Below are 21,227 nucleotides of genomic sequence, written 5' to 3' on the forward strand. Positions count from 1 at the left end.
ACCAATCCAGAGCTATGGAACTCGATTGGCAGATTTTCCAAAGATGTCGCCAAGTCCTACCGCGCAGCCGGAATCAGCGACCGCACCGCCGAGCTGGTCAACCTGCGCGTCTCGCAGATCAATGGATGTGCCTACTGCCTGGACCTGCATGCCCGCAAGGCACTGGACGCAGGGGAGAGCCTGCAACGCATCAACCTGCTGAGCACATGGGATGAATGCGGCGGCCTGTTTAGCGAAGAAGAATGCGCAGCACTAGCCATCGCTGAAGCCGCTACCGACCTGCCCAAGCCAGAAGAGCGTATCGCCGCGGTGGCATCGGCCCGTCTGGTGCTCAGCGTGGAGCAAGTGGCAGCCATCCAATGGATCGCCGTCGCCATGAACGCCTTCAACCGGATTTCGATCCTTTCCCGTCACCGGGTCAAGGAACGCGAACTGGAAAAGACGGGCAAATAGCAAAAGGCCGCCGTTTGCCCGGTAGGGGAAACGGCGGCCAATACCAACTCAGGCGTTGGCTTTGCGCACGGCTTCGGTGTAGCGGCGTTCGAATTCTTCGGCGCTGACCACTTCTCGTTCCACGCGGAAGGAAGACTCGTCAATCCCCAGAACTGCAGCGATCAGTGAGCGGGTGTAAAGGGCGATCTTGCGTGATTTCCGGGTGGACGTCACATGGTCCAATTCCGGAACCCAGATGTTCCACCAGCCGCCTTCCTTGCCGACTACTGCCTTGAAAACGCGTTGCTCACTCATCTGCTGCCTTACTCTCTACGATGCTCTGACCAGCGTCTTGCCGTCTGCTTCAATACTCCACTACGTGCAGCCGTGGCGACAAGTCGTCTGCGCCGTAGGGTGCGGTGGCTTCGCGGTCCATCGGGAAATCATTGACGGTGTCGCAGTTCACATATATCTTTAAATGCAAATTGATATATCACGCGAGATGCTGAATATGTGCGCCGCGATGCCGTACGAAGAGGGAGATCGTCATGTCAAAAGTTTCAGCTACTCGCGCGAATCTGGATACGGTGGAAAAGGGAAGCGTCTTCCGCGTGCTTACCTATGCCGGTGCGATTATTGCCTTCCTGATCGGGTCGGGATTCGCAACGGGCCAGGAGATTCTCCAATACTTCACTTCCTACGGCTACTGGGGAGTTTTTGGAACCGGAATTCTGGTGCTGCTGCTCATGGCCTACGTGGCTGTTGAATTCTTCGTCGTTGGCCAAGCTCGGAAATTTGACCGCCCTTCGCGGATATTCCACTATTACTGCGGCAAATATCTGGGCTCGTTCTTCGACTACTTCTCGATCCTGTTCGTCTTCTTGAGCTTCACCGTGATGGTTGCCGGAGCGGGCGCCGTCTTCGAGGAGCATTACGGCCTGTCCAAGTTCCTTGGCGGCATCGGGCTGGCAGTCGCAGTCGGCATCAGCGTCTGGTTTGGCCTCAAGAGCCTGGTAGATGTCATTGGCAAGATCGGTCCGTTGATCGTTGTGGTGGCCGTTGGATTGGGACTGCTGGGCATTTTTCGGAACCCTGCTGGGATCGCCGAGGGGCAAGCCTTGCTGCCCGACCTGGACTTGACCCAGGCATCGACGAACTGGTTCATGGCTGGACTGTCCTACGTTGGCTTCTGCATGCTGTGGCTGGCCGCATTCCTCACCGCCCTGGGAAAGAATGCGCGCAATCGTAAGGAAGCCGCTGCCGGTGGCTTTGTCGGCGCGGCGATCTTCTCGCTGGCTTGCATCGTCGTCGGGCTGGGACTGCTGGCCAATATTACCCGTGTGGGTGGTACCGAAATTCCGATGCTGGTCCTGGCCGAAGACATCAGCCCAGTGTTGGCCGGGGGCATTTCGGTAATGATCCTCGCTGGAATATACACCACCGCGGTACCGCTGCTGTGGACGGTTTCCTCGCGCTTCGCTGCGGACAAGACACCGAAATTCAAGTACCTGACCATCACGTTGGCCCTTTTGGGTACCGTCATCGGACTGGTCCTACCGTTCTCGCAGATGGTGAACATCGTCTATGTGATCAACGGCTATGTGGGCATATTGCTGCTGGTGCTGATGCTTGTCAAGACGGTCCTGCGAACCGTACGCCGTCAACCAGTCTAGAGAGCTGGGCTTTGGGGGGTGAAGATGGCCAATGGCTCCGAACTGGCAGTTCCGGGCCGTTGGCCATCTGCAGTGCTGCTACTTCGCCAGCGGCACGCCATCCTTGCCTACCGCGAAGCTCACGACGTCGTCATAGACGCGTCGCTCGGTCTCTTCCAACTGGTATTCCGAATCCAGCTGGGGGAAAATGTGAACCGGGGTCAAGGTCAGTTCTGCGCCTTTCGCGGTATTGGCGATATCGATCTGCAGGTGCCCGTAGTGCAGTCCACCGGAGACCAGCTGTGGAACGCCGTCCTCATCCTTGGCCCAGGTCTCTGGCTCGTCGGCAGGAGCTGACCACTGCGAGTGCGAGTTGAAACGCAGCGGCTCGTACTTGCCTTCGGCATTCTGCACCAGCTTCTCGCCGCGCAAGCCATCGGCGGCTACACCGACATCATAGGAGTGGAAGCCGCGGCCATCCCCATCCTCGTCCACCCAGGAACGCTCGAACATTTCATCGTGGCCGGAGATGACCGCTGCCACGCCATGCTCCTCGAACATCGGGGTGTAGGCGCGCATCGCGGTGCCCGACTGGTTGTCAGGGTGCTCGTGGTTCGGTGGGGTGCCGTGCACGCCGTTGGAGTAGGCCGAGTGGTGGAACTGGACCAGCACAATTTGGCCGTTGGCGCGGGCGTCGGCTAGCTGTTTTTCGGCCCAATTCCACTGCGCAGATGCGGCATCCATGTTGGGCAGGTCAACGTCTTGCGCGGTAGCTCCGGGGAACAGGTCCTTGAATCCCTGGACATAGGATTCGAAGGTGAACTCGCCCTGGGTGTCGGTGGACAGATTCCCTGCGGCCATATTCGTATCATCGCCAGAGAACTTCTCTCCGGAGAGCTGGCCGGTCCTGGTGTCCTCGTCCGGACGGCCGTTGGTGGAATCCAGAGTCAGCACGGTCACCGGTCCATGATCCACCCGGTAGTACGAGCCCTTGTACTCGGGGTGCTCGGGGTCCTGCGGCAAGGAGAAGTAATCCAGGAAGCGGTTGCGTGAGATGACCGCGGGGGTGCGGTCGGCTTCCGTGCCGTAGCCGCCGTTCAGCGCCGCATAGGTTTCCCAATTGCCCAAAGCTGGAAGCAGCGGAACGCTGGAGGCCAAGTCCGAATGCTCGCCGGCCACATGGCCGAAGAACTCATCCCACGCCGGCTGGTAGCCCGAACCCTGGGTGAGATCGCCTGCCATCATGACCAGGTCCGGATCGGCAGCTTCGATGTGCTTGAGGTTCTCGTTGAATGCGGTGGACTGGTCCAGCGGTAGCGCAGGGTCGGCTCGCCGTTGCGGGTGGTCATGCCGAACTGCTGGTCCCATTTGGACCCCGCGCCCGGACGCTGGATGGAATCTGCGGTGTAGCCGTTGACCGGGGAGAGCTCCCACTCGCGGTGTTCGGTGCGTCCGCGTGGTTCGGTTTCAGAATCGGAGAACGCAATGATGCGCACGTTCTTCCACGCCTCGCCCTTGGGAGCTGTTTTGAAAGCCGCGCTGTGGGTTTCTCCTGATTGGGTCACGGTGTAGTTGTAGGACTTTCCGGGCAACAGGCCCTGGAAGGTCACCGAGTGCTTGTAGTTCGAATTCGACTTCAACCACGAGCGCTGTTCCAAGCCCTCGATCTGCTGATCGAGTTCGGCCCGGGTGTATTCCATGAGATCTAGGTACTGTGGTGCGCTGCTCTGCTTCCCGGACTTTCCCAGTCCCGGTCCCGAGAGGCTTATGGTGCCCGGCTCATCGGTTTCGCTGATCCAGTTGATGGTCATCGACGTGGCAGCAGGAGCTTGGAGGTAGGGCAGTACGCGGAAACCCGGTTCTGGGGACTTGGCCGTTGCCGCTGGAAGCGCGGAAGCAGCGGTTCCTGGCAGAGCAGCGGCGCTGGCTGCCGGCGCCAAGACCAACGGGATCAATACAGCGGCGGCAAGTGCGGCCGAGAGGGGCTTGTTGTTCATAGTGCGTTCTCCTGTGCGAGGTGTCGCCTGCAAAAGGCGGGTACCTTGAGGATGCCCGGGGCGTGTGCCCCAAGAGTGGATATGAGGCAAACGGAGGGTGAACTGGGCCGGTGAGCCTGCTCACCGGCTGTCTCGCGCACTAATACCAAGCTGGAGCCGATAGCCTTGAAGCAGATAGCTGAGAAGACCAAAGCGAGGGCGCTTCGGTTTTCCACGCCTGCGAAAAGAAGGACAAACGGTGCAAGCCTCCCAGCGTTCCAAAGTAGCTCCCTTTGAAGTGATGCAAATTGTTGATCAGGTCGCCACGATGCGGGCCTCCGGCCACGACGTGATCTCGTTGTGCGTGGGAGAACCTGGCGGTGGTGCTCCAGCGGCCGTGAATGATCTGGCCGCGAAACTGCATGCCGACCATGCCGACTTCGGATACACCTCAACCGCGGGCCTGGCACAGACTCGTGAAGCGTTGGTGAAGCACTACCACGACACCTACGGGGTGCAGATTCCCGCAAAGAACTTCGTGATGACCACTGGTTCATCCGGTGCATTCCAGCTTTCGTTCTTGGCAGCCTTCGATGCCGGAGACGTGGTGGCGCTGGCCCGTCCCGGCTACCCGGCCTACGCCAATATTCTGCGTGCCCTCGGGCTGGAAGTTGTCGACTTGCCCACCGGTGCAGCGCAGCGTTACCAGCCCACCGTGCAGCTGCTTGAGGCGGCCAAGAACGAGCATGGACGCCTTGACGGGCTGGTTGTCGCGTCGCCGAATAATCCCACCGGAACCATGTTCAGCGCCGGCGAGCTCTCGGACTTGGCCACCTGGTGCGAGGCCAATGATGTGCGGCTGATTAGCGATGAAATCTATCACGGCATTGAATTCGTCCCAGACCGCAAGGCACACACCTCGTGGGAGTTCTCCCCCTCGTCCATCGTTGTCTCCTCCTTCTCCAAATACTGGGGGATGACTGGCTGGCGCCTGGGCTGGATGATCGTGCCCGATGAGCTAGTGCCAACGGTGGACGCACTGGCTTCGAACCTCGCCTTGTGCGCTCCAGCGCCAGCACAGCGCGCGGTGGTAGCTGCCTTTGAACAGCAGAGCCTCGATGAAGCTAATGAGCGTGTGGCCGAGTTCGCCCGCACCCGAGGCCACGTGTTGGAGCACTTCAGCAGCTTGGGCATCAGCGAGGCAGCTCCCGCCGATGGGGCTTTCTACCTCTACGGCCGGTTGGCCCCCGAAGTCTTGGAGCATTTCGGTTCTGCGGGCAAGTACTGCCAAGCGGTTTTGGAGCATGCGCATGTGGCGCTGACCCCTGGCGGCGATTTTGATCCGTTCGAAGGCCACCTGTTTATCCGCTTGTCCTTCGCGGCCGGATATGAGCGTGTGGCAGAAGCGCTGGAACGCGTTGCGGCTTTCCTCCGGCAGAGCTTGGCAGGGAGCTAGTTTTCCACATTGGGTGAGCAATGCGCTGCGCGCGGCGCTTCAAAATGGACAGTGGATGGCAGTAACGCTTCGTTACTGCCATCCACTGTTTCAAGGAGCCACCAATGCCTGCAGTACTCGAACCTGTAGAACATGAATGCCTTGCGTGCTATTTGTATCGTGCGGTCTGCGCGCAAGGATGCGACGGGACCCATCTCTTCCTCTTGTCTTATCGCGATGCGAGCGCTCCGCGAGCTACCGCGATTGACCGGAAAATGCAGCTGCTGGGCGGATTCTGCGACTGCGAAGTGCTGGCCAATGCCATCCGCCCGATCACGCGTGAAGCGATTCAAGCCGTGGATAATGACGAAAATCTTGTCTGCAAAGGAGTACGCCGCGGCACAATCCAACCATGTGAACATTGGTTGATGCGCCGCGGCGTACAGTGGGGCGGCGGTCAGTTCCGCCGCCGAAGTGCTTGAAGATCAGTTTTCCGGGGTCTTGCTCTTCGGCTTGCGGGCCTTGAGCAGTTCAACACCGATAGGGATCACCGAGATGAGGACGATCAGGATGAAGATCAGGTCGATGTTCTCTTCGATCCAGGTGAATTGGCCCAGCCAATAACCCAGCAATGTGACGCCGATTCCCCACAGGGCGGCACCGATCAGGTTGTAGAGGATGAAGGTCTTGTGGTTCATCTTCGCTACGCCAGCGATTACCGGGACGAAGGTGCGGACCACTGGAACGAAGCGTGCCAGGATCACCGCGCGGCCGCCGAACTTCTCGAAGAACTCGTGGGCCCGCTCAACGTTCTTCTGCGAGAAGAAGCGGGAATCCGGTTTCTTGAAGATGGCAGGTCCGGATTTCTTGCCAATGATGTAGCCGGTCTGGTCACCTGCGAAGGCGCAGACAAAGATCGCGGCGGCGAAGAGCCACAACGGAATCTGGATGGTGCCGGTGGCAATGAGCATGCCAACGGTGAAGAGCATCGAGTCGCCTGGCAGGAAGAAGCCCACCAGCAAGCCGGTCTCGGCGAAGACAATGGCGCAAACCAGCAGCAAGACCCATGGGCCAAGCGCGGGGTTGTTCAGGAAGACGACTGGGTTCAACCAGTCGGGCAGGAAAGCCGCGCCCATGGTTGGAGCCGCATAATCGGTCACAAGGGAAAGAAACGAAGAATGATCTAGCACAGCAAAAATCCTACGTGAGTACGCTGTGAGTTTCCCAGAGTGCCATCCGTAATCTCTGATGGGGGACAACCCGGCCACAAGGGCGAAAATCTCCAAGTTGTTCGTTGACCCGTAGTGATCATGGCTTTTCACGGGGCCAGCAACGAGAGCCGGGGGAACAATGGGAAGCGGCAAGTTGCCAAGCTCACAGCGGGATTCGACGTAAAAGTCGGCGAGGTTGCATCGAGCCACTTGGAATCGGTCCATGACAACGGTCATGGGCAACGCATGACTTTCTGCTCTTCTGCACACCCGGCAAAGGGTGAAGACTATGAAGCATGGAAACGCTGATTAGAACGAATGCAGTTTCGCTCAGCGGCTTGAAGAAGACCTTCTCAACGCCGCGCAGCAAAGTTGAAGCAGTCAAGGGCATTGACCTGCAGATCCAGACCGGACAGATCGTGGCCTTCCTGGGTCCCAATGGAGCTGGCAAGACGACAACCGTGGACATGATCCTGGGCCTGACCCAACCCACCGGAGGGTCGGTGGAGATCCTCGGCTTGGATCCGCGCCAAGCCATCTCCGCTGGGCGGGTCTCTGCCGTCTTGCAAACCGGCGGGTTGCTGCGCGATATGACCGTCAAGGAGACAGTGTCAGTCATCGCCCACATGCATGAGCAAGCAGATCGCGTTGGGCCGGTCATGGAACGCACGGGGCTGGATAAGATCGCCAAGCGGCGCGTGGGCAAATGCTCTGGCGGCGAGCAGCAGCGCATCAAGTTCGCTCTGGCTCTGCTGCCCGACCCGGATGTACTGATCCTCGATGAGCCAACTGCCGGAATGGACGTGATGGCCCGCCGGGATTTCTGGGCCACGATGCGAGAAGAAGCCACCGAAGGGCGCACCGTCATTTTCGCCACGCACTATCTGGAAGAAGCCCAGAACTTCGCAGAACGCACTGTGCTGATGAGCCAAGGCCGCATTGTCGCCGACGGCGCCACCGAAGAGCTGCGCAAGCTCATCTCCGGACGCACCGTCAGCGCTTCCTTCCCCTCGGCGAAGCATGCCGAACGAGCCGGGACTTTTGATAATTCGGTGCAGGTAGCCGAACGCAACGGATTGCGCTTCGCTTTCCACAGCGCCGATTCGGACCGCTTCGCGGCCGCCCTGCTCGCCGACTACCAGGGCTACGACCTGGAAATTTCCTCACCGAGCCTGGAAGAGGCCTTCATCCAGCTGACCAAGGACGCATCATGATGAGCACCTACATCCGCGTGGAATTCGCACGGCACTTCCGCGATGGGTACAACCTGATCTTCGCCCTGCTGCTGCCCGCAGCCATGTACATCCTGTTCGGCAACATCCCCAGTTACACCGAGTTCGAGCTGGGCGCAGGCAACGTGAAGTTCTATCTGATGATTTCCATGGCAGCCTACGGGGCGGCGGTCAGCACTGTGGCAATCGCCGGGACCGTGGCCACCGAAACCATGCAGGGATGGGGCAGGCAAATTGCCTTGACCAAAATGCCGCCGGCCATGTTCGTCAGCAGCAAGATGATCGTCGCGGCCACGGTAGCCGGTGCCTCGGCAGCAGTAGTCTTCGCCCTGGGCGCCGCGACTGGAGCCGAAGTGCAAGAAGGGTGGATCTGGGGAGCGAGCTACCTGATCATCCTGCTCGGCGCCATGGTCTTCGCCTGCTACGGCATCGGGGTGGGCATGGTGTTCAAATCCGAATCGGCCCTGGGCCTGGCCTCAGGCTTGATGGTGTTCTTCGCCTTCTTCGGCAATGTCTTCATGCCCCTGGAAGGAGGCATGCTCGACGCGGCCCGCTTCACCCCGATGTACGGCTACGTAGCACTGGCCCGCTACCCATTGCTCAAGGACATGCCCGCCGGAGTCGAAATGGCCCCGGACGCATTGTGGATCCCAACCGCTAACCTAGTGGCATGGGCACTCATCTTCGTTCTCTTCGCGGTACTCGCCACCAGGAAGGCCAAGGCACGCCAGTGAGCCGCAACCTGCCCGGCGCCGCGCCAGCGGACGATCCGCTCTGCGAGATCGACGAGGACCAGAAATTCTGGGATCGCCGAGGCTGGCTGATCGCCGGCGTCTGGGTGATCTTCCTGGTCTTCCCGGTGCTGGACCTTCTCGTGGAAGACTACACGCTGCCCACCCGGATCATCGGCCTGGCGCTGATCGCCCTCTTCGCCGCCGTCTACCTGCAGTCGTACGCCAAATTCTCCCAGAACATCGGGCAAGGCGGAACCAGCGCTCGCAGGGCGCATGCGAACTTCCTGGTCCTCTGCGCGATTATCGCCCTGGGCATCCCGGTCATCGGGCTGACCACCATGGGGCTCTTCCCCTTCATCACCTCCTTCGCGATCTTCTTGCTCAGCAGGAAGTGGGCCATCGCGGCCTACGCCGCGGTGCTGGTGCTCAGTTTCGCGCTGCCGATCATCTTCGGGCAGTTCATGGACGCGATCTTCCTGATCGGCCTGAACCTCGTGCTGATGGTGGTGTACGCGATTACCGTGGCCGCCATTCGGCGCTCGGCCGCAGCAGAAAAGATCCGCAGCGACTACCTGCTGGTCGCAGAGCAGGAACGCGTGGCCAGGGACGTGCATGATGGCATCGGGCATTCGCTGACCGCATTGAATTTGAAGGCGCAGCTGGCCCTGCGCCTGATGGACCAGGAACAGTACGCCCAGGCCCGCGGGGAACTGGAACAACTCAGCGCCCTGGCCGTGGACGCGCTGGACTCCGTGCGCACGACGGTGCAGGGGCTCAGCCGCCAGGACCTGGCCGGGGAACTGGCCGAGCTGCAGCAGGCGTGCGACGACAACAGCCTCGAATTCACGGTGGCAGGAACCGCCGAGCAAGTCCCGATGCAGCTGCGTTCGCATGTGGCATGGATCCTGCGCGAAGCGGTCACCAATGTGCTGCGCCACGCGCACGCCAGCACCATCGTGCTGCATCTGGAACCCGGAAAAGTCAGCGTCGATGACGACGGGGATGGCCTGCAAGCCAGCACGCCAGGCCACGGCATCCGCGGAATGCAGGAACGCGCCAAGCAATTCGGTGCCAGTTGTACAGTAGGGGCATCGCGGCTGGGCGGAACCAGCGTGCAAGTAGCCTTCGAGGCAGAGGGGAATGCAGCGTGATCCGGATTCTCATCGCCGATGACCAGCACCTGGTCCGGGGCGCGCTGGCAGCCTTGCTGAGCCTCGAAGAAGACATCCACGTCGTTGCGCAATGCGCCGACGGTGACGAGGTCGCCGCCGCACTGGATGCGCACCCCGCCGACATCGCGTTGCTGGATGTGCAGATGCCGCGGCACGACGGGCTGCGCACCGCAGCAGAACTCAAGGCCAGCCACGCCGGGGTTAAGGTGCTGATCCTGACCACCTTTGACCGTCCCGGATATTTCCGCCAGGCCTTCGAAGCCGGAGCGCACGGCTTCCTGGTCAAGGATTCTCCGCCGGCCGAGCTGATTGCCGCCATCCGCAGGGTCTATTGCGGGGACAAGGTAGTGGATCCGCAGCGTGCCATGCTCAGCGTGGAGAGCCGCAGCAACCCGCTGACCGGGCGTGAGCGCGAGATCCTTTCACTGGCCGCCTCCGGCTCGCCGGTATCGCAGATTGCCTCGGCGGTGCACCTGTCGGTGGGAACCGTGCGCAACCACCTGTCCAATGCGATCGGCAAAACCAGCACTGCCAACCGCATCGAGGCCGCGCGCTACGCCCGCGAGATGGGCTGGATCTAGCGCGTTACGAAGTGGGTAATCAGGCCGATGACCCAAATTGAGGAGGCCAGCAGCACGCAGCCGAATTCCACGACGATGCCCAGGCCCATGGCCTTCAACGCGGCCCAGGATGAGCCGAGCGCGCCGGAGACTTCGCGCCGGCGCACGCTTTCACCGGCGAATAGGCCCACTGCGAAACCGACGAACATGCCGATCACGGGAATGAGGAAAGCACCGGCGATGGCACCCACGACCGCAAAGAGAATGGAACCCTTGGGGATTTGATGTTCCTTGAGTTTCTTGCCGGTCAGGATCGCAGAGGCGGACCAGCCCAGCAGGGCGATCGCCATGCCCAGGCCGGCCGCCCACCAGGAAGCGCCGGAACCCAGCAGCCAGCCCCAGCCCAAGAGCGTGCCGATCGTCAGCAACGAGCCGGGCAGCACCGGGAAGATGGTGCCCAATGCCGATACAACTAGCAGCAGCCCGGCGATAATCGTGTAAATAATTTGTGCATCCACATGCCCAGTTTCGCACACTGCATCCTTACATGAGGCGCACCGTCAAGCAGGACAAGAATTCAGGGATATTTGTTCCGAATGCCGAGCTGACGAACAAACAATTGATTAAATCCGGATAATTTCCCTTCTCTCATTGATTCCTTTTTACCTAGTCGGATATCGATTTAGATTGAAAACCGTCGCCCGTTGGCAATGGAAAAAGAAATCAAAAGCCGGAAGGCTCTTCACACCCTAAATTGTTAGCGCTAACATTGTGACCATCAACACATTTTTCTGGTGCCGGAGACCATTCACTCCACCATTATCCGGCGGGGACCTACGAGGAGGAACTCACGATGAAACGACAGACCTTTTTGCGCACTGGCTTGGCAACGCTCAGCATCGCAGCTATGGCAGCCATGAGCGCATGCGCCGGCTCGGATTCCAGTGGCAGCGAAGGCGGAGGATCCGGTTCTGAGACCATTACCATCGGTTTCTCGCAGGTTGGCGCCGAGTCCGGGTGGCGCGCGGCGAATACCAAGGACATCCAAGACACCCTGACCGAAGAAAACGGCTTCAAGCTCAGCTTCTCTGATGCCCAGCAGAAGCAGGAGAACCAGATCCAGGCTCTGCGCTCGTACATCGCGCAGGGCGTTGACGTCCTGGCGTTTTCCCCAGTGGTAGAAACGGGCTGGGATGCTGTGCTGCAAGAAGCCAAGAGCGCCAATATCCCGGTGATCCTCACGGACCGCGCCGTTGACACCACCGATGACACGCTCTTTGCCTCGTTCATCGGCTCCGACTTCATTGAAGAAGGACAGCGGGCCGGGGATTGGGTTGTAGAGAATCTGGACAAGGACCTGAAGGTTGTCGAACTGCAGGGAACTACCGGCTCGGCACCGGCCATCGACCGCAAGGAAGGCTTCGGAAAGGCCATTGAGGGAACGGACATCGAGATTATCGACTCGCAGACCGGTGACTTCACCCGCGCAGGCGGCAAGCAGGTCATGGAAGGTTTCCTGAACTCCCATGACGATATCGATCTGGTCTTCGCCCATAACGATGACATGGGCTTGGGCGCCATTGAAGCCATCGAGGCAGCAGGCAAGAAGCCAGGCGAGGACATCAAGATTGTCACCATTGACGCGGTCAAGGACGGCATGCAGGCATTGGTTGACGGCAAGATCAACTACATCGTCGAATGCAACCCGCTGCTGGGCGAGGATTTGGCAGAAATCGCCAAGAAGGTTGTAGCCGGCGAATCTGTGGAGAAGCGCATCGTCGTTGAAGACGCCGCCTTCACCCAGGATGAAGCGGCCGAGGTCCTGGCCGATCGCACCTACTAGAAACGCAGGCAAGAGCACGAACCGGCGGGCCACAAGCTGGCCCGCCGGTTCACCACCAGGTGGCAGGACAAGCAACTCGCAGAGGCAAGTTAATGATTGATTCAACACCCATGTCACGGACTGAGGAAATCACCGTGCAGCATTCCCCTACAACGAAGCCCATCGTTCAAATGGTTGGAATTTCCGTGGAGTTCCCCGGGGTCAAAGCATTGGACAACGTTGGCTTCCGGCTTTTTCCCGGTGAAGTCCACGCCCTGATGGGGGAGAACGGCGCTGGAAAGTCTACCCTGATCAAGGCTCTGACTGGAGTGAATCCGATCGCTTCCGGAACCATCACGGTCAACGGCAACGACACCCGCTTCACAGGCCCCGCCGATGCCCGCGAGCGCGGCATCTCTACGGTGTACCAAGAGGTGAATCTCTGCACCAATCTCACCGTGGCCGAAAACATCATGCTCGGCAGCGAGCCTCGCCGTTTCGGTGGTCTTGACTGGCGAACCATGCGGCGCCAGGCCAAAACCTATCTGGAACGGATGGGGCTGAAGATAGACCCGGCCAGCTCGCTGGGGTCCCATTCATTGGCCGTCCAGCAGCTGGTGGCCATCAGCCGCGCCATGGTGGTCGACGCCAAGGTGCTGATTCTCGATGAACCGACCTCGAGCCTGGATACCGACGAGGTGGCCCAGCTCTTCGAAGTCATGCGGAAGTTGCGTGATGATGGTGTGGCGATCCTCTTCGTGTCGCACTTCTTGGACCAGATCTACGCCATTGCCGACCGCATTACCGTGCTGCGCAACGGGCAATTGGTGGAAGAACGAGAGAAGGACCAGCTGCCGCAACGTGAACTGGTCTCGCTGATGATCGCTGGCACCTCCGATGCCCAAGTGGGCGGCGCCAACGAACGCACCGCCGCAACCGAACGCGCGGCCGACGCCGAACCGTTGCTGCAGGCAGTGGGACTCGGGCGCAAGGGAGCGGTGCAGTCTTTCGATCTGGACCTCTATCCCGGGGAAGTCATCGGCTTGGCCGGCCTGCTGGGCTCAGGCCGTACCGAACTCGCGCGCCTGCTTTACGGAGCGGACAAGGCAGATGACGGGGTGATCAAGCTGGGCGGGAAACCGGTGAAGCTGCGAACTCCCCGGCAGGCCCTGGGCCGCAAAATCGCCTACACATCCGAAGACCGCAAGGGTGAAGGGGTTGTGGGCGAGCTGACCGTGGCCGAGAACATCATCCTCGGCCTGCAGGCAGCGCGCGGATGGATCCGCCCGCTGCCCAAGACCAAAGCCACCCAAATCGTGGACGCCTATATCAAGGCACTGGGCGTCCGTCCGGCCAATCCGAACGCCCTGCTCAAGAACCTCTCGGGCGGGAATCAGCAGAAAGTTCTGCTGGCCCGCTGGCTCGCCACCGCGCCGAAGCTGTTGCTCCTCGATGAGCCCACCCGCGGAATCGACATCGGCGCGAAGACCGAAATCATGAACCTGGTCTCCGAACTAGCTGAACAGGGCATGTCGGTGGTCTTCATCTCCGCTGAGCTAGAAGAAGTCCTGCGCCTCTCGGATCGCATCGTTGTGATGCGCGATCACGCCAAGGTTGCCGAAATTCCAAGCACTCCAGATGTGGATGTGCCACGCCTGATCGAAATCATCGCCACCGGGGAAGAAAACAAATGACCCGTATTTACAAGCATCGCCTGTTTTGGCCAGCGATTGCGCTGCTCGCGCTGCTGCTAGCCTGCACCATCAAGCGCCCGGACATCCTGGGCATCAGCGTGCTGGACGGGCACCTGTTCGGTGCCCCCATAGACATCCTGCGCAATAGCTCGCCGCTGCTGCTGGTTGCCCTGGGCATGACTCTGGTGATCGCCACCCGCGGCATCGACCTGTCGGTGGGTGCCACCGTCGCGATCTCCGGAGCCGTGGCGCTGACATTCATCGCCAGCTCGGCCAATCCGGGATCCGCAGGTACAGCCGTCGGCGCCGTCATCGTGGCCTTGGGGCTGTGCCTGATCCTCGGCGCATTCAACGGCGTGCTGGTGGCGAACTTCGGCATCCAGCCGATCGTCGCCACGCTGATCCTGATGACTGCCGGCCGCGGTGTGGCCATGCTGATCACCAACGGCCAGATCACCACGGTCAATAGCGCACCTTTCAGCAAACTGGCCTCGGGCTATGTGCTGGGCCTGCCGGTGGCCGCGATCATCGCTTACGGCGTGTTTGCGGTGGTGGCCCTCGTGGTACGGCGTACTGCGCTGGGCATGCTGCTCGAAGCGGTAGGCATCAACCCGGAAGCCAGCCGGCTTTCAGGGGTGAAATCAAGAACTCTGGTATTCACCGTCTATGTGTTGTGCGGCCTGCTATCGGGCCTGGCTGGACTGATCTTCGCCGGCAACACCATGGCCGCTGATGCCAACAATGCGGGGCTGTTCATAGAGCTGGATGCCATTCTCGCCGTGGTTATCGGCGGCACGTCCCTGGCCGGCGGCAAGTTCAACCTCGCGGGCACCATGATTGGCGTGCTGATCATTACCACCCTGAGCCTGGCTGTGACCGTTCTGGGCGTTTCACCGCTGGTCACTTCGCTATTCAAAGCCATCGTGGTCATTGCCGTGACCTTGATGATGTCAACCCGGCTGCGCGCCATGCTCGGTTCCTTGCGCGAACGCCGCCGCTACCAGGAGGTGGGAGCATGAGCATCCTCAGTGTTCCGCACAAGTCCATATCCAAATTGAATGTGGACCGGCGCTACCTGCCGGTTCTGGGCACTGTGGTCGTCTTCGGGCTGATGCTCGTCATCGGCGGAGTGCGCTACGAGAATTTCCTTTCACCCGCTGTACTATCCAACCTGTTCATCAACAATGCCCACTTGATCGTGCTGGCAGCAGGAATGACGTTCGTGATTCTCACCGGCGGCATCGACCTGTCCGTCGGTGCGGTGCTGGCCCTGTCCTCGGTCATCACCGCAACCATGCTCAATGCCGGGATCCCGTTGTCCCTGGTGCTGCCTATCGCGATTCTCAGCGGATCGATCATCGGCCTGGGCATGGGAGTGATGATCCAGTACTTCGAGGTGCAGCCCTTCGTGGCTACCCTGGCCGGCATGTTCTTGGCCCGCGGCCTGTGCTTCATCTTCGCCCCGGAATCCGTGCCGATCCGCAATGAGGGTTTCGTGGCGCTGTCGAGCTGGGGCGTTTCTGCGGGGCGCTGGCGGTTGACCGCGGCCGTGGTCATCGCCGTGCTGGTGATTGCCGGGTCCTGGTGGGTGCTGCACCGCACCCGTTTCGGCCGCACCGTTTACGCGGTGGGCGGCGGCGAGCAATCAGCCACCTTGATGGGATTGCGTGTGGCACGCACCAAGGTGGTTGTCTACGTCATCTCCGGCACCTGTGCGGCGCTGGGCGGAATCCTCTTCGCCATGTTCTCGCGCTCGGGCTATGCGCTGACCGGTGTGGGCATGGAGCTCGACGCGATCGCCGCAGTAGTTATCGGTGGAACACTGCTGGTCGGCGGCATGGGCTTCATTCTCGGCTCGGTGGTTGGCGTGATGGTGCTGGGACTGATCCAAACCATCATCACCTTCGAGGGAACCTTGAGTTCCTGGTGGACCAAGATCGTGATCGGCGGATTGCTGCTGATCTTCGTGGTCTTGCAACGAATTCTTACCTTGCGGCGAAATTAAGCCCGGAAGGGAAGGGCCCAGGGCCCGGTATTAGCGTACCGGGCCCTGAGCCGTATCCAGCCACCTAGCTCCAATTCGCGTACAACGAACCGGGAAGTAATAATTTCCAGCCTGGACAACAGCTTGCCCCCATTTCGCGATAGATTGCGAAGTGGGGGCATTGCTATTGCCCCTCGAACTTCTGCGGCTTGCACGCGACTGGGAGGAACCTGATGGGCAAGGACAATGAAGCACGGGTCAGCGTAGAAATAGCCGGGTCCACTGCCGTAGTGCTGCTGGATAACCCGGGCCAACTCAACGCGCTCACCAAGGACATGTGCCTGCAGCTGGTGGGCGCCTTTGCCGGCCTTTCGACCAACGACGAGGTCAGTTCCATTGTGGTTCGCGGCGCGGAAGGGAACTTCTGCGCTGGAATTGCCATCGACGAGATGGACCAGGTGCTCTTCGACCGGGACGCCGACGGCGAGCTGATCAACCATTTCGACCTGCTCGACAAGATCATCGTGGGCTGCCCGAAAACCACCATCGCGGTGGTGGAAGGCCATTGCTTTGGCGGGGCCTGGCAGCTGGCCTCGGCCTGCGATATCCAGTTGGCCTCGGATAACGTGCGCCTGGCGATCACCCCAGCAAGAATCGGGCTGGTTTTCCCGCGGCCGGGCATCGAACGGCTGGTGCGTACCGTGGGGGAGCACCGGGCCAAGTACCTGCTGTTTTCCGGCGCGGAGATTTCCATTGCCGAGGCGGAACGCTGGGGCATGTTCACCCGCGTGATTGCCCATGGGCAGCTCGAAGAAGAGCTGGCCGCACTGCTGGGCAAGCTGTCCGCGAACTCGCCATATTCCATTGCGCGCACCAATGAGGCCATCAACTTGGTGCGCCAGGGAGAAGCCACCGAGGGCTGGTGGGAAGCGATGTGGGAAGAGAACGGGGCGAACGCGGACCTGGCCGAAGGCAGATCCGCGTTCTGCTCGCGCCGCACACCGGATTACGGTGGACTGCCCCAGTAGTGTTCGCTAGTCCTGCTCGGCAGTGAACTGCGCAACCAGTTCGCGCTTGAGGATCTTCCCACTGGGACCCAGCGGGAATTCCTGGACGATCTCGATCAGCCGCGGATACTTGTAGGCGGCCATCTGCTTGCTGGCCCACGCCACCAGCTCCTGCGCGCCCAGCGTGGAGCCGGCCTCCAAGGTCACCGATGCGGCAATCTCCTGTCCGTGGGTTTCGTGCGGCACCCCGTACACGGCGGCGTTGGAAATCTCCGGATGGGAAACCAGCACCTCTTCGATTTCGCGCGGGTACACGTTGTAGCCGTTGCGCAGGATCATGTCCTTGGTCCGGTCCAGGATGCGCAGGTAGCCATCTTCGTCCTTGGTCCCCAGATCCCCGGTGCGGAACCAGCCATCAACCACCGCTTCGGCCGTGGCCTCGGGCCGGTTCAGGTAGCCGGAGAACAAGTTGTGCCCGCGCACCACCAGCTCGCCCAGCTCCCTGCGCGGCAGCAGCCGGATTTCATCGGGGCAGGCAGGATCGGCGATTTCCACATCCACGCCCCAGACCGGGGTGCCCACGGTTCCGGGCCGCGGGTCGACGCCCACATGGTTGAAGCAAGCCACCGGAGAGGTCTCGGTCAGCCCGTAGCCCTCGTGGATCCGCGCGCCGAAGCGCTGCTCGAAGGCGGTGAGGATGGATACCGGAAGCGAGGCCCCTCCGGAAATGGCGTAGCGCAGTTTTTCCGGCATCCCTTCGCGCTGCTTGCCCGCTTCGAGCAGGGCCACATACATCGTGGGCACCCCGAAGAAGACGTCGATGCCAGCCTCCAGCAACAGTTCCAGGGCCCCTTCGGCGGTGAATTTGGGCAGCAGCATGACCTCGGCCCCCACCCGCAGCCCGGTATTGAGCACGCAGGTCTGGCCGAAGGTGTGGAACAGCGGCAACCCGCCGAAGAGCTTGTCGCCGCGGCGCAATTCCATGGTGTTCAGCAACGTGGTGTGGGTCTGCTCGATCAACGCCAGATGCGTGCCCAGCGCCCCCTTGGGCTTGCCGGTGGTGCCCGAGGTGTACAGGATCGTGGCCAGGTCTTCGGGGCGGCGCGGCAGGTAGGTGCCAATCGGCGCGGCGTGCCGGGCCAGGTCTTCCAACCGGATGGCGCCCGATTCCTCCGGAGCCAGCACGCTGAGCACCGGCACCCCGGAAGCGGCGGCCCCCGCTGCTCCTTCTGCGAGCAGCGGTGCGGCGCAGATCATCAGCTTGGCTTCGGAATCCTCCAGGATGTAGGAGATCTCGCGCGCCTTGAGCAGCGCGTGGACCGGTACCGCTACGGCGCCCAGGGCCAGAACCGCGTAGTAGGCGCGGGCGAAGTCCGTGACGTTGGGAATGAGCAAGGCCACCCGGTCGCCCGCCTCGATGCCTTGGGCTTGCAGGGCTCCGGCGTATTGCCGGGCCTGCTCCCACAGCTGCTCATAGGTGGTGCTGCGGCCATCGACGGTGATGGCGTTCAGCTCGCCGTAGCGGGCAGCCCCTTCTGCGAGGATGGCCGCCACTGAAACAGTGAGATTGGATGTGGAAACGCTCATGGTGAACTCCTCGGGTTGCCCAGCAGTGCATTGTGTGCCGTGTCACATTAAACCATATTGGAACTGCGGTTCAGTGCGAGGTATTGAGTTTCGCAATATCCTGACCGATGGAAAATTTCCGTTGCTGATCTGGATAAAAAGGACATAGACTCAGCCCAAACGAGCTGGATGAATTGTGGAATGGGGAAGCGATGCCGGCACCAAGGGATCCTCGAGCCGAGCCGTGCTGGGTCGATTTGCTCACCAGCGACATGGAGGGCTCCACGCAGTTCTACGGGCAGCTTTTCGGTTGGGAAGTCCGCCATGACGAGGAAACCCGCGACGAAGGATATGCCGAGGTCTACCTCAACGGGGAAATGGTCACCGGCTTCATTGCCAATGACCCGGATTCCGAGGTGCAAGATGCCTGGACCACCTACCTGAATGTGACCGATGTGCACGCCGCCGCCTATGCCACCAAGATGCACGGCGGCAAGGTCTACCTCAAGCCCATCGACATTCCCGGCCAGGGAACCATGGCCATCATCGGGGACCCAGCGGGAACCGGCGTTGGACTCTTCCAGGCATTCCAATCAGCAGACACAACCGCCAGCCGTGCACCGGGCACCCGCATCTGGAACGAGCTGCACACCAGGCACTTCGAGGCAGTGGCCCGTTTCTACCGTGTGGCCCTGGGCTGGTGCCTGTCCCCGGTCTCGGACACGGATGAATTCCGCTACCACACCTACGGCCAAGGTTCCGAGGCGGTGGCCGGAATCTTCGACATCTCCAGTTATCCGGAGTCCAAGGCCGGTTGGCGCGCCTACTTCGCGGTGGCGGATGCCGAGCAGACCGTGGCGCTCGCCGAGAAGCTCGGCGGCACGATCATCCATGAGCCCCATGATTCCTACTTTGGCCGCATGGCCGTGCTCAGCGACGTCACCGGCGCAGAGTTCGCGATCATCGCCCCGTCGCGCAATTAGCTGGCGGCAGTTGGCTGCCGGTCTCCGTGCGCTTCCACAGGTAAGGGGTTGTGGCGGAAACCTTCAGCAGCCCCTGGCGTTCAAGGATCGGGCGGGAGTACTCGGTGCTGTCGCTGTGCGCGTATTTGCAGCCCTTGGCCACCGCGCTGCGCGCCCGGGCATCGACCAAGGCCCGGTAGACGCCGCGTCCGCGGAATGCGGGCAGCACCCCGCCACCCCAGAGGCCCGCGAATTCGGTGCCGGCCACCGGCTCCAGGCGGCCAGCGCCCACCATCCGCCCCTGGGCCCACGCGACCCACAGCTCCATCCCGTCATTCCTCGACATGCGCGAAACCAGGGCTTGGGTTGTCGCCGGATCGTAGGGTTCGCCGAAGGCCCGGTCGACCATCCGGCACATTTCTTCGATCTCGTCCGAAGTGCTCACGCACCGCAATTCCAGCCCTGCCGGATCGGGCCCATCGCTGAACAGCGACTGAAGGGGCCCGATCATAATCGATTCGCTCGGCTGGGCAATGAAGCCCAGGGCATGCAGGCGCTCGGCCAGGCCAGGTGCGTGATCGTGCCCGCGAGTTTTGAATTCCACCTCGCGGATCTGCGGCTGCGCCGAGAAATGCTCCAGTGCCGGTCCTGCCAGCTGGGCTAATGCCTGGGGCTCTTGCCCGCTGAAGTGCGGGTAGGTGATGAAACCACGCCCGCCGGCATAGGTTGCCAAGCGCAGCGGACCGAGCCGGGCAACGGAAAGTGCGCCCGGCGTCTCGGCATCAGTGCGCAGCTGTTCGTCGTAGAGCCGGAGAAAGCGGTCATGATCGGTATCCATCTGCATAGTTTACGGTCGCGACCCCTCCACTTTGCCTCGGGTCGCCAACGGTGCCACACTCAGGGGAGGAAAGCAGCAGGCAGGAGAAGATTATGGGTCGCAAGATCGTGCGCCGCCGCGTGGTCAGGGCAACGCTGGAGGGATCGCGCGTCCGCGAGGAGAAGCTGGCTGGCGAGGAGCCGCTGGAGATCCGCTTCGGCCATACCTCCTACACCACCTCCATGCGCACCCCGGGTGACGACTTCGACATGGTCACCGGATTCCTGGTGGGCGAGGGAATCATTTCCGCGCCCGAGCATCTGGCCTCCCTGCGCTACTGCGCCGGCACCGATGAAGCAGGCAACCAGACCTATAACGTCATCGAGGTGCAGCTGGGCGCGGGGGCGGAGCATCCTGATCTCCTGGCTGCCCGCAATGTGGTCACCAGTTCAGCCTGCGGGATCTGCGGCACCAACTCCATTGACGAAGTGCGCAAGAAAGCCGCCTTCGCACCCTCCCCTGAGTCGGGGCGGGTTGGGCTGGAAACGCTGCTGGGCCTGCCGGACACCTTGCGCGAATCGCAGCAGCTGTTCTCCGCCACCGGGGGAGTGCACGCGGCCGGGTTGTTCTCCACCGCCGGGGAATTGCTGATCCTGCGCGAAGACGTCGGGCGTCATAATGCGGTGGACAAGGTCATCGGAGCGGCCCTGCGCGACGGGTTGCTGCCGCTGGGCGACACCGTCCTGCAGGTCTCCGGACGCGCCTCCTTCGAGCTGGTGCAGAAGGCCGCGATGGCTGGAATTCCGGTGCTCGCAGCGGTCAGTGCGCCCTCGTCGCTGGCCGCTGACCTGGCCGAAGAATCGGGTCTGACGCTGGCCGCTTTTTCCCGCAGGCACAGCGTGAACATTTATACACATGCGGATCGGGTGATCAGGGCGTAGCCTTGTAATATGTGAGCTGGATATCAGTAC

At 61.3% G+C, this 21,227-nt stretch carries 22 protein-coding genes; 15 read left to right on the forward strand and 7 right to left on the reverse strand.

What is annotated here, in order from left to right:
- Positions 1-453 (forward strand): carboxymuconolactone decarboxylase family protein (locus ACI2JZ_RS17635; protein ID WP_404598739.1); only part of this gene is annotated, 453 nt, incomplete at its 5' end.
- A gap of 48 nt (positions 454-501) precedes the next feature.
- On the opposite strand, the gene ACI2JZ_RS17640 is transcribed toward ACI2JZ_RS17635, so the two are convergent.
- Positions 502-747, reverse strand: a complete 246-nt coding sequence (locus tag ACI2JZ_RS17640) for a hypothetical protein (RefSeq protein ID WP_105656161.1) — start codon at positions 745-747, stop codon at positions 502-504.
- 233 nt (positions 748-980) lie between these two features.
- Between ACI2JZ_RS17640 and ACI2JZ_RS17645 the strand changes: the two genes are divergently transcribed.
- Positions 981-2,105: a hypothetical protein gene (locus tag ACI2JZ_RS17645; RefSeq protein WP_404598740.1), complete on the forward strand. Its 1,125-nt coding sequence runs from the start codon at positions 981-983 to the stop codon at positions 2,103-2,105.
- Positions 2,106-2,183: 78 nt separating this feature from the next.
- Here ACI2JZ_RS17645 and ACI2JZ_RS17650 read toward each other — a convergent pair whose 3' ends face one another.
- Positions 2,184-3,329, reverse strand: coding sequence for a metallophosphoesterase (locus ACI2JZ_RS17650; RefSeq protein WP_404598742.1), 1,146 nt, complete (start codon positions 3,327-3,329; stop codon positions 2,184-2,186).
- Complete coding sequence (locus tag ACI2JZ_RS17655) at positions 3,326-4,081, reverse strand: fibronectin type III domain-containing protein (RefSeq protein WP_404598744.1); 756 nt, start codon at positions 4,079-4,081, stop codon at positions 3,326-3,328. The genes ACI2JZ_RS17650 and ACI2JZ_RS17655 overlap by 4 nt, the downstream gene beginning before the upstream one ends.
- A 238-nt stretch (positions 4,082-4,319) precedes the next feature.
- On the opposite strand from ACI2JZ_RS17655, the gene ACI2JZ_RS17660 reads away from it, so the two are divergent.
- Positions 4,320-5,516 carry a pyridoxal phosphate-dependent aminotransferase gene (locus ACI2JZ_RS17660; RefSeq protein ID WP_404598745.1) on the forward strand — a complete coding sequence of 399 codons (1,197 nt, stop codon included), beginning with the start codon at positions 4,320-4,322 and terminating at the stop codon, positions 5,514-5,516.
- A 104-nt stretch (positions 5,517-5,620) separates the two neighbouring features.
- Complete coding sequence (locus ACI2JZ_RS17665) at positions 5,621-5,977, forward strand: DUF2695 domain-containing protein (RefSeq protein ID WP_105656164.1); 357 nt, start codon at positions 5,621-5,623, stop codon at positions 5,975-5,977.
- Between the two features lie 3 nt (positions 5,978-5,980).
- Here ACI2JZ_RS17665 and ACI2JZ_RS17670 read toward each other — a convergent pair whose 3' ends face one another.
- Positions 5,981-6,631 carry a DedA family protein gene (locus tag ACI2JZ_RS17670; protein WP_133834181.1) on the reverse strand — a complete coding sequence of 217 codons (651 nt, stop codon included), beginning with the start codon at positions 6,629-6,631 and terminating at the stop codon, positions 5,981-5,983.
- Between the two features lie 371 nt (positions 6,632-7,002).
- On the opposite strand from ACI2JZ_RS17670, the gene ACI2JZ_RS17675 reads away from it, so the two are divergent.
- Genes ACI2JZ_RS17675 through ACI2JZ_RS17690 form a run of 4 tightly spaced genes read left to right on the forward strand, consistent with a single transcriptional unit; the run spans position 7,003 to position 10,425 of the window.
- Positions 7,003-7,920, forward strand: a complete 918-nt coding sequence (locus tag ACI2JZ_RS17675; protein ID WP_404598746.1) for an ABC transporter ATP-binding protein — start codon at positions 7,003-7,005, stop codon at positions 7,918-7,920.
- Positions 7,920-8,672 (forward strand): ABC transporter permease, encoded by a 753-nt coding sequence (locus tag ACI2JZ_RS17680; protein ID WP_286134633.1) that lies wholly within the window; start codon positions 7,920-7,922, stop codon positions 8,670-8,672. The genes ACI2JZ_RS17675 and ACI2JZ_RS17680 overlap by 1 nt, the downstream gene beginning before the upstream one ends.
- Complete coding sequence (locus ACI2JZ_RS17685; RefSeq protein WP_404598747.1) at positions 8,669-9,823, forward strand: sensor histidine kinase; 1,155 nt, start codon at positions 8,669-8,671, stop codon at positions 9,821-9,823. The genes ACI2JZ_RS17680 and ACI2JZ_RS17685 overlap by 4 nt, the downstream gene beginning before the upstream one ends.
- Positions 9,820-10,425 carry a response regulator gene (locus ACI2JZ_RS17690; RefSeq protein ID WP_404598748.1) on the forward strand — a complete coding sequence of 202 codons (606 nt, stop codon included), beginning with the start codon at positions 9,820-9,822 and terminating at the stop codon, positions 10,423-10,425. The genes ACI2JZ_RS17685 and ACI2JZ_RS17690 overlap by 4 nt, the downstream gene beginning before the upstream one ends.
- Here ACI2JZ_RS17690 and ACI2JZ_RS17695 read toward each other — a convergent pair.
- Positions 10,422-10,922, reverse strand: coding sequence for a DUF456 domain-containing protein (locus ACI2JZ_RS17695; RefSeq protein ID WP_208294262.1), 501 nt, complete (start codon positions 10,920-10,922; stop codon positions 10,422-10,424). The genes ACI2JZ_RS17690 and ACI2JZ_RS17695 overlap by 4 nt on opposite strands.
- 335 nt (positions 10,923-11,257) lie before the next feature.
- On the opposite strand from ACI2JZ_RS17695, the gene ACI2JZ_RS17700 reads away from it, so the two are divergent.
- From ACI2JZ_RS17700 to ACI2JZ_RS17720, 5 genes are all read left to right on the forward strand, one after another.
- The gene (locus tag ACI2JZ_RS17700; protein ID WP_105656171.1) at positions 11,258-12,247 is read left to right on the forward strand and encodes an ABC transporter substrate-binding protein; all 990 of its coding nucleotides are present in this window, start codon (positions 11,258-11,260) and stop codon (positions 12,245-12,247) included.
- Positions 12,248-12,357: 110 nt separating this feature from the next.
- Positions 12,358-13,920 carry a sugar ABC transporter ATP-binding protein gene (locus tag ACI2JZ_RS17705; protein ID WP_404598751.1) on the forward strand — a complete coding sequence of 521 codons (1,563 nt, stop codon included), beginning with the start codon at positions 12,358-12,360 and terminating at the stop codon, positions 13,918-13,920.
- Positions 13,917-14,939 carry an ABC transporter permease gene (locus tag ACI2JZ_RS17710; protein ID WP_133834125.1) on the forward strand — a complete coding sequence of 341 codons (1,023 nt, stop codon included), beginning with the start codon at positions 13,917-13,919 and terminating at the stop codon, positions 14,937-14,939. The genes ACI2JZ_RS17705 and ACI2JZ_RS17710 overlap by 4 nt, the downstream gene beginning before the upstream one ends.
- Positions 14,936-15,925, forward strand: coding sequence for a galactofuranose ABC transporter, permease protein YjfF (gene yjfF, locus ACI2JZ_RS17715; protein WP_404598753.1), 990 nt, complete (start codon positions 14,936-14,938; stop codon positions 15,923-15,925). The genes ACI2JZ_RS17710 and yjfF overlap by 4 nt, the downstream gene beginning before the upstream one ends.
- Positions 15,926-16,137: 212 nt before the next feature.
- Positions 16,138-16,932 (forward strand): enoyl-CoA hydratase/isomerase family protein, encoded by a 795-nt coding sequence (locus ACI2JZ_RS17720; RefSeq protein WP_404598754.1) that lies wholly within the window; start codon positions 16,138-16,140, stop codon positions 16,930-16,932.
- 6 nt (positions 16,933-16,938) lie between these two features.
- Here ACI2JZ_RS17720 and ACI2JZ_RS17725 read toward each other — a convergent pair whose 3' ends face one another.
- Positions 16,939-18,498, reverse strand: a complete 1,560-nt coding sequence (locus ACI2JZ_RS17725) for a long-chain fatty acid--CoA ligase (RefSeq protein ID WP_404598755.1) — start codon at positions 18,496-18,498, stop codon at positions 16,939-16,941.
- Positions 18,499-18,689: 191 nt separating this feature from the next.
- Here ACI2JZ_RS17725 and ACI2JZ_RS17730 point away from each other — a divergent pair, with 191 nt between their 5' ends.
- Complete coding sequence (locus ACI2JZ_RS17730; protein WP_404598757.1) at positions 18,690-19,460, forward strand: VOC family protein; 771 nt, start codon at positions 18,690-18,692, stop codon at positions 19,458-19,460.
- Here ACI2JZ_RS17730 and ACI2JZ_RS17735 read toward each other — a convergent pair.
- Positions 19,438-20,277 (reverse strand): GNAT family N-acetyltransferase, encoded by an 840-nt coding sequence (locus ACI2JZ_RS17735; protein ID WP_404598758.1) that lies wholly within the window; start codon positions 20,275-20,277, stop codon positions 19,438-19,440. The two genes, ACI2JZ_RS17730 and ACI2JZ_RS17735, sit on opposite strands and share 23 nt — an antisense overlap.
- Positions 20,278-20,369: 92 nt before the next feature.
- Between ACI2JZ_RS17735 and fdhD the strand changes: the two genes are divergently transcribed.
- Positions 20,370-21,197, forward strand: coding sequence for a formate dehydrogenase accessory sulfurtransferase FdhD (gene fdhD / locus ACI2JZ_RS17740; RefSeq protein WP_404598760.1), 828 nt, complete (start codon positions 20,370-20,372; stop codon positions 21,195-21,197).
- Positions 21,198-21,227: the final 30 nt, after the last annotated feature.

Origin of the sequence: Microbacterium sp. NPDC087868 (genome assembly GCF_044900755.1) — a bacterium.
GTDB lineage: Bacteria > Actinomycetota > Actinomycetes > Actinomycetales > Microbacteriaceae > Microbacterium > Microbacterium galbinum.

Coding starts and splice junctions, on each gene's coding strand:
- yjfF (WP_404598753.1), top strand. CDS start 14,936: ATGAGCATCCTCAGTGTTCCGCACAAGTCCATATCCAAATTGAATGTG.
- ACI2JZ_RS17650 (WP_404598742.1), bottom strand. CDS start 3,329: ATGATGGCAGGCGATCTCACCCAGGGTTCGGGCTACCAGCCGGCGTGG.
- ACI2JZ_RS17730 (WP_404598757.1), top strand. CDS start 18,690: ATGCCGGCACCAAGGGATCCTCGAGCCGAGCCGTGCTGGGTCGATTTG.
- ACI2JZ_RS17710 (WP_133834125.1), top strand. CDS start 13,917: ATGACCCGTATTTACAAGCATCGCCTGTTTTGGCCAGCGATTGCGCTG.
- ACI2JZ_RS17640 (WP_105656161.1), bottom strand. CDS start 747: ATGAGTGAGCAACGCGTTTTCAAGGCAGTAGTCGGCAAGGAAGGCGGC.
- ACI2JZ_RS17655 (WP_404598744.1), bottom strand. CDS start 4,081: ATGAACAACAAGCCCCTCTCGGCCGCACTTGCCGCCGCTGTATTGATC.
- ACI2JZ_RS17735 (WP_404598758.1), bottom strand. CDS start 20,277: ATGGATACCGATCATGACCGCTTTCTCCGGCTCTACGACGAACAGCTG.
- ACI2JZ_RS17645 (WP_404598740.1), top strand. CDS start 981: ATGTCAAAAGTTTCAGCTACTCGCGCGAATCTGGATACGGTGGAAAAG.
- ACI2JZ_RS17725 (WP_404598755.1), bottom strand. CDS start 18,498: ATGAGCGTTTCCACATCCAATCTCACTGTTTCAGTGGCGGCCATCCTC.
- ACI2JZ_RS17700 (WP_105656171.1), top strand. CDS start 11,258: ATGAAACGACAGACCTTTTTGCGCACTGGCTTGGCAACGCTCAGCATC.
- ACI2JZ_RS17680 (WP_286134633.1), top strand. CDS start 7,920: ATGAGCACCTACATCCGCGTGGAATTCGCACGGCACTTCCGCGATGGG.
- ACI2JZ_RS17675 (WP_404598746.1), top strand. CDS start 7,003: ATGGAAACGCTGATTAGAACGAATGCAGTTTCGCTCAGCGGCTTGAAG.
- ACI2JZ_RS17665 (WP_105656164.1), top strand. CDS start 5,621: ATGCCTGCAGTACTCGAACCTGTAGAACATGAATGCCTTGCGTGCTAT.
- fdhD (WP_404598760.1), top strand. CDS start 20,370: ATGGGTCGCAAGATCGTGCGCCGCCGCGTGGTCAGGGCAACGCTGGAG.
- ACI2JZ_RS17670 (WP_133834181.1), bottom strand. CDS start 6,631: ATGGGCGCGGCTTTCCTGCCCGACTGGTTGAACCCAGTCGTCTTCCTG.
- ACI2JZ_RS17720 (WP_404598754.1), top strand. CDS start 16,138: ATGGGCAAGGACAATGAAGCACGGGTCAGCGTAGAAATAGCCGGGTCC.
- ACI2JZ_RS17705 (WP_404598751.1), top strand. CDS start 12,358: ATGTCACGGACTGAGGAAATCACCGTGCAGCATTCCCCTACAACGAAG.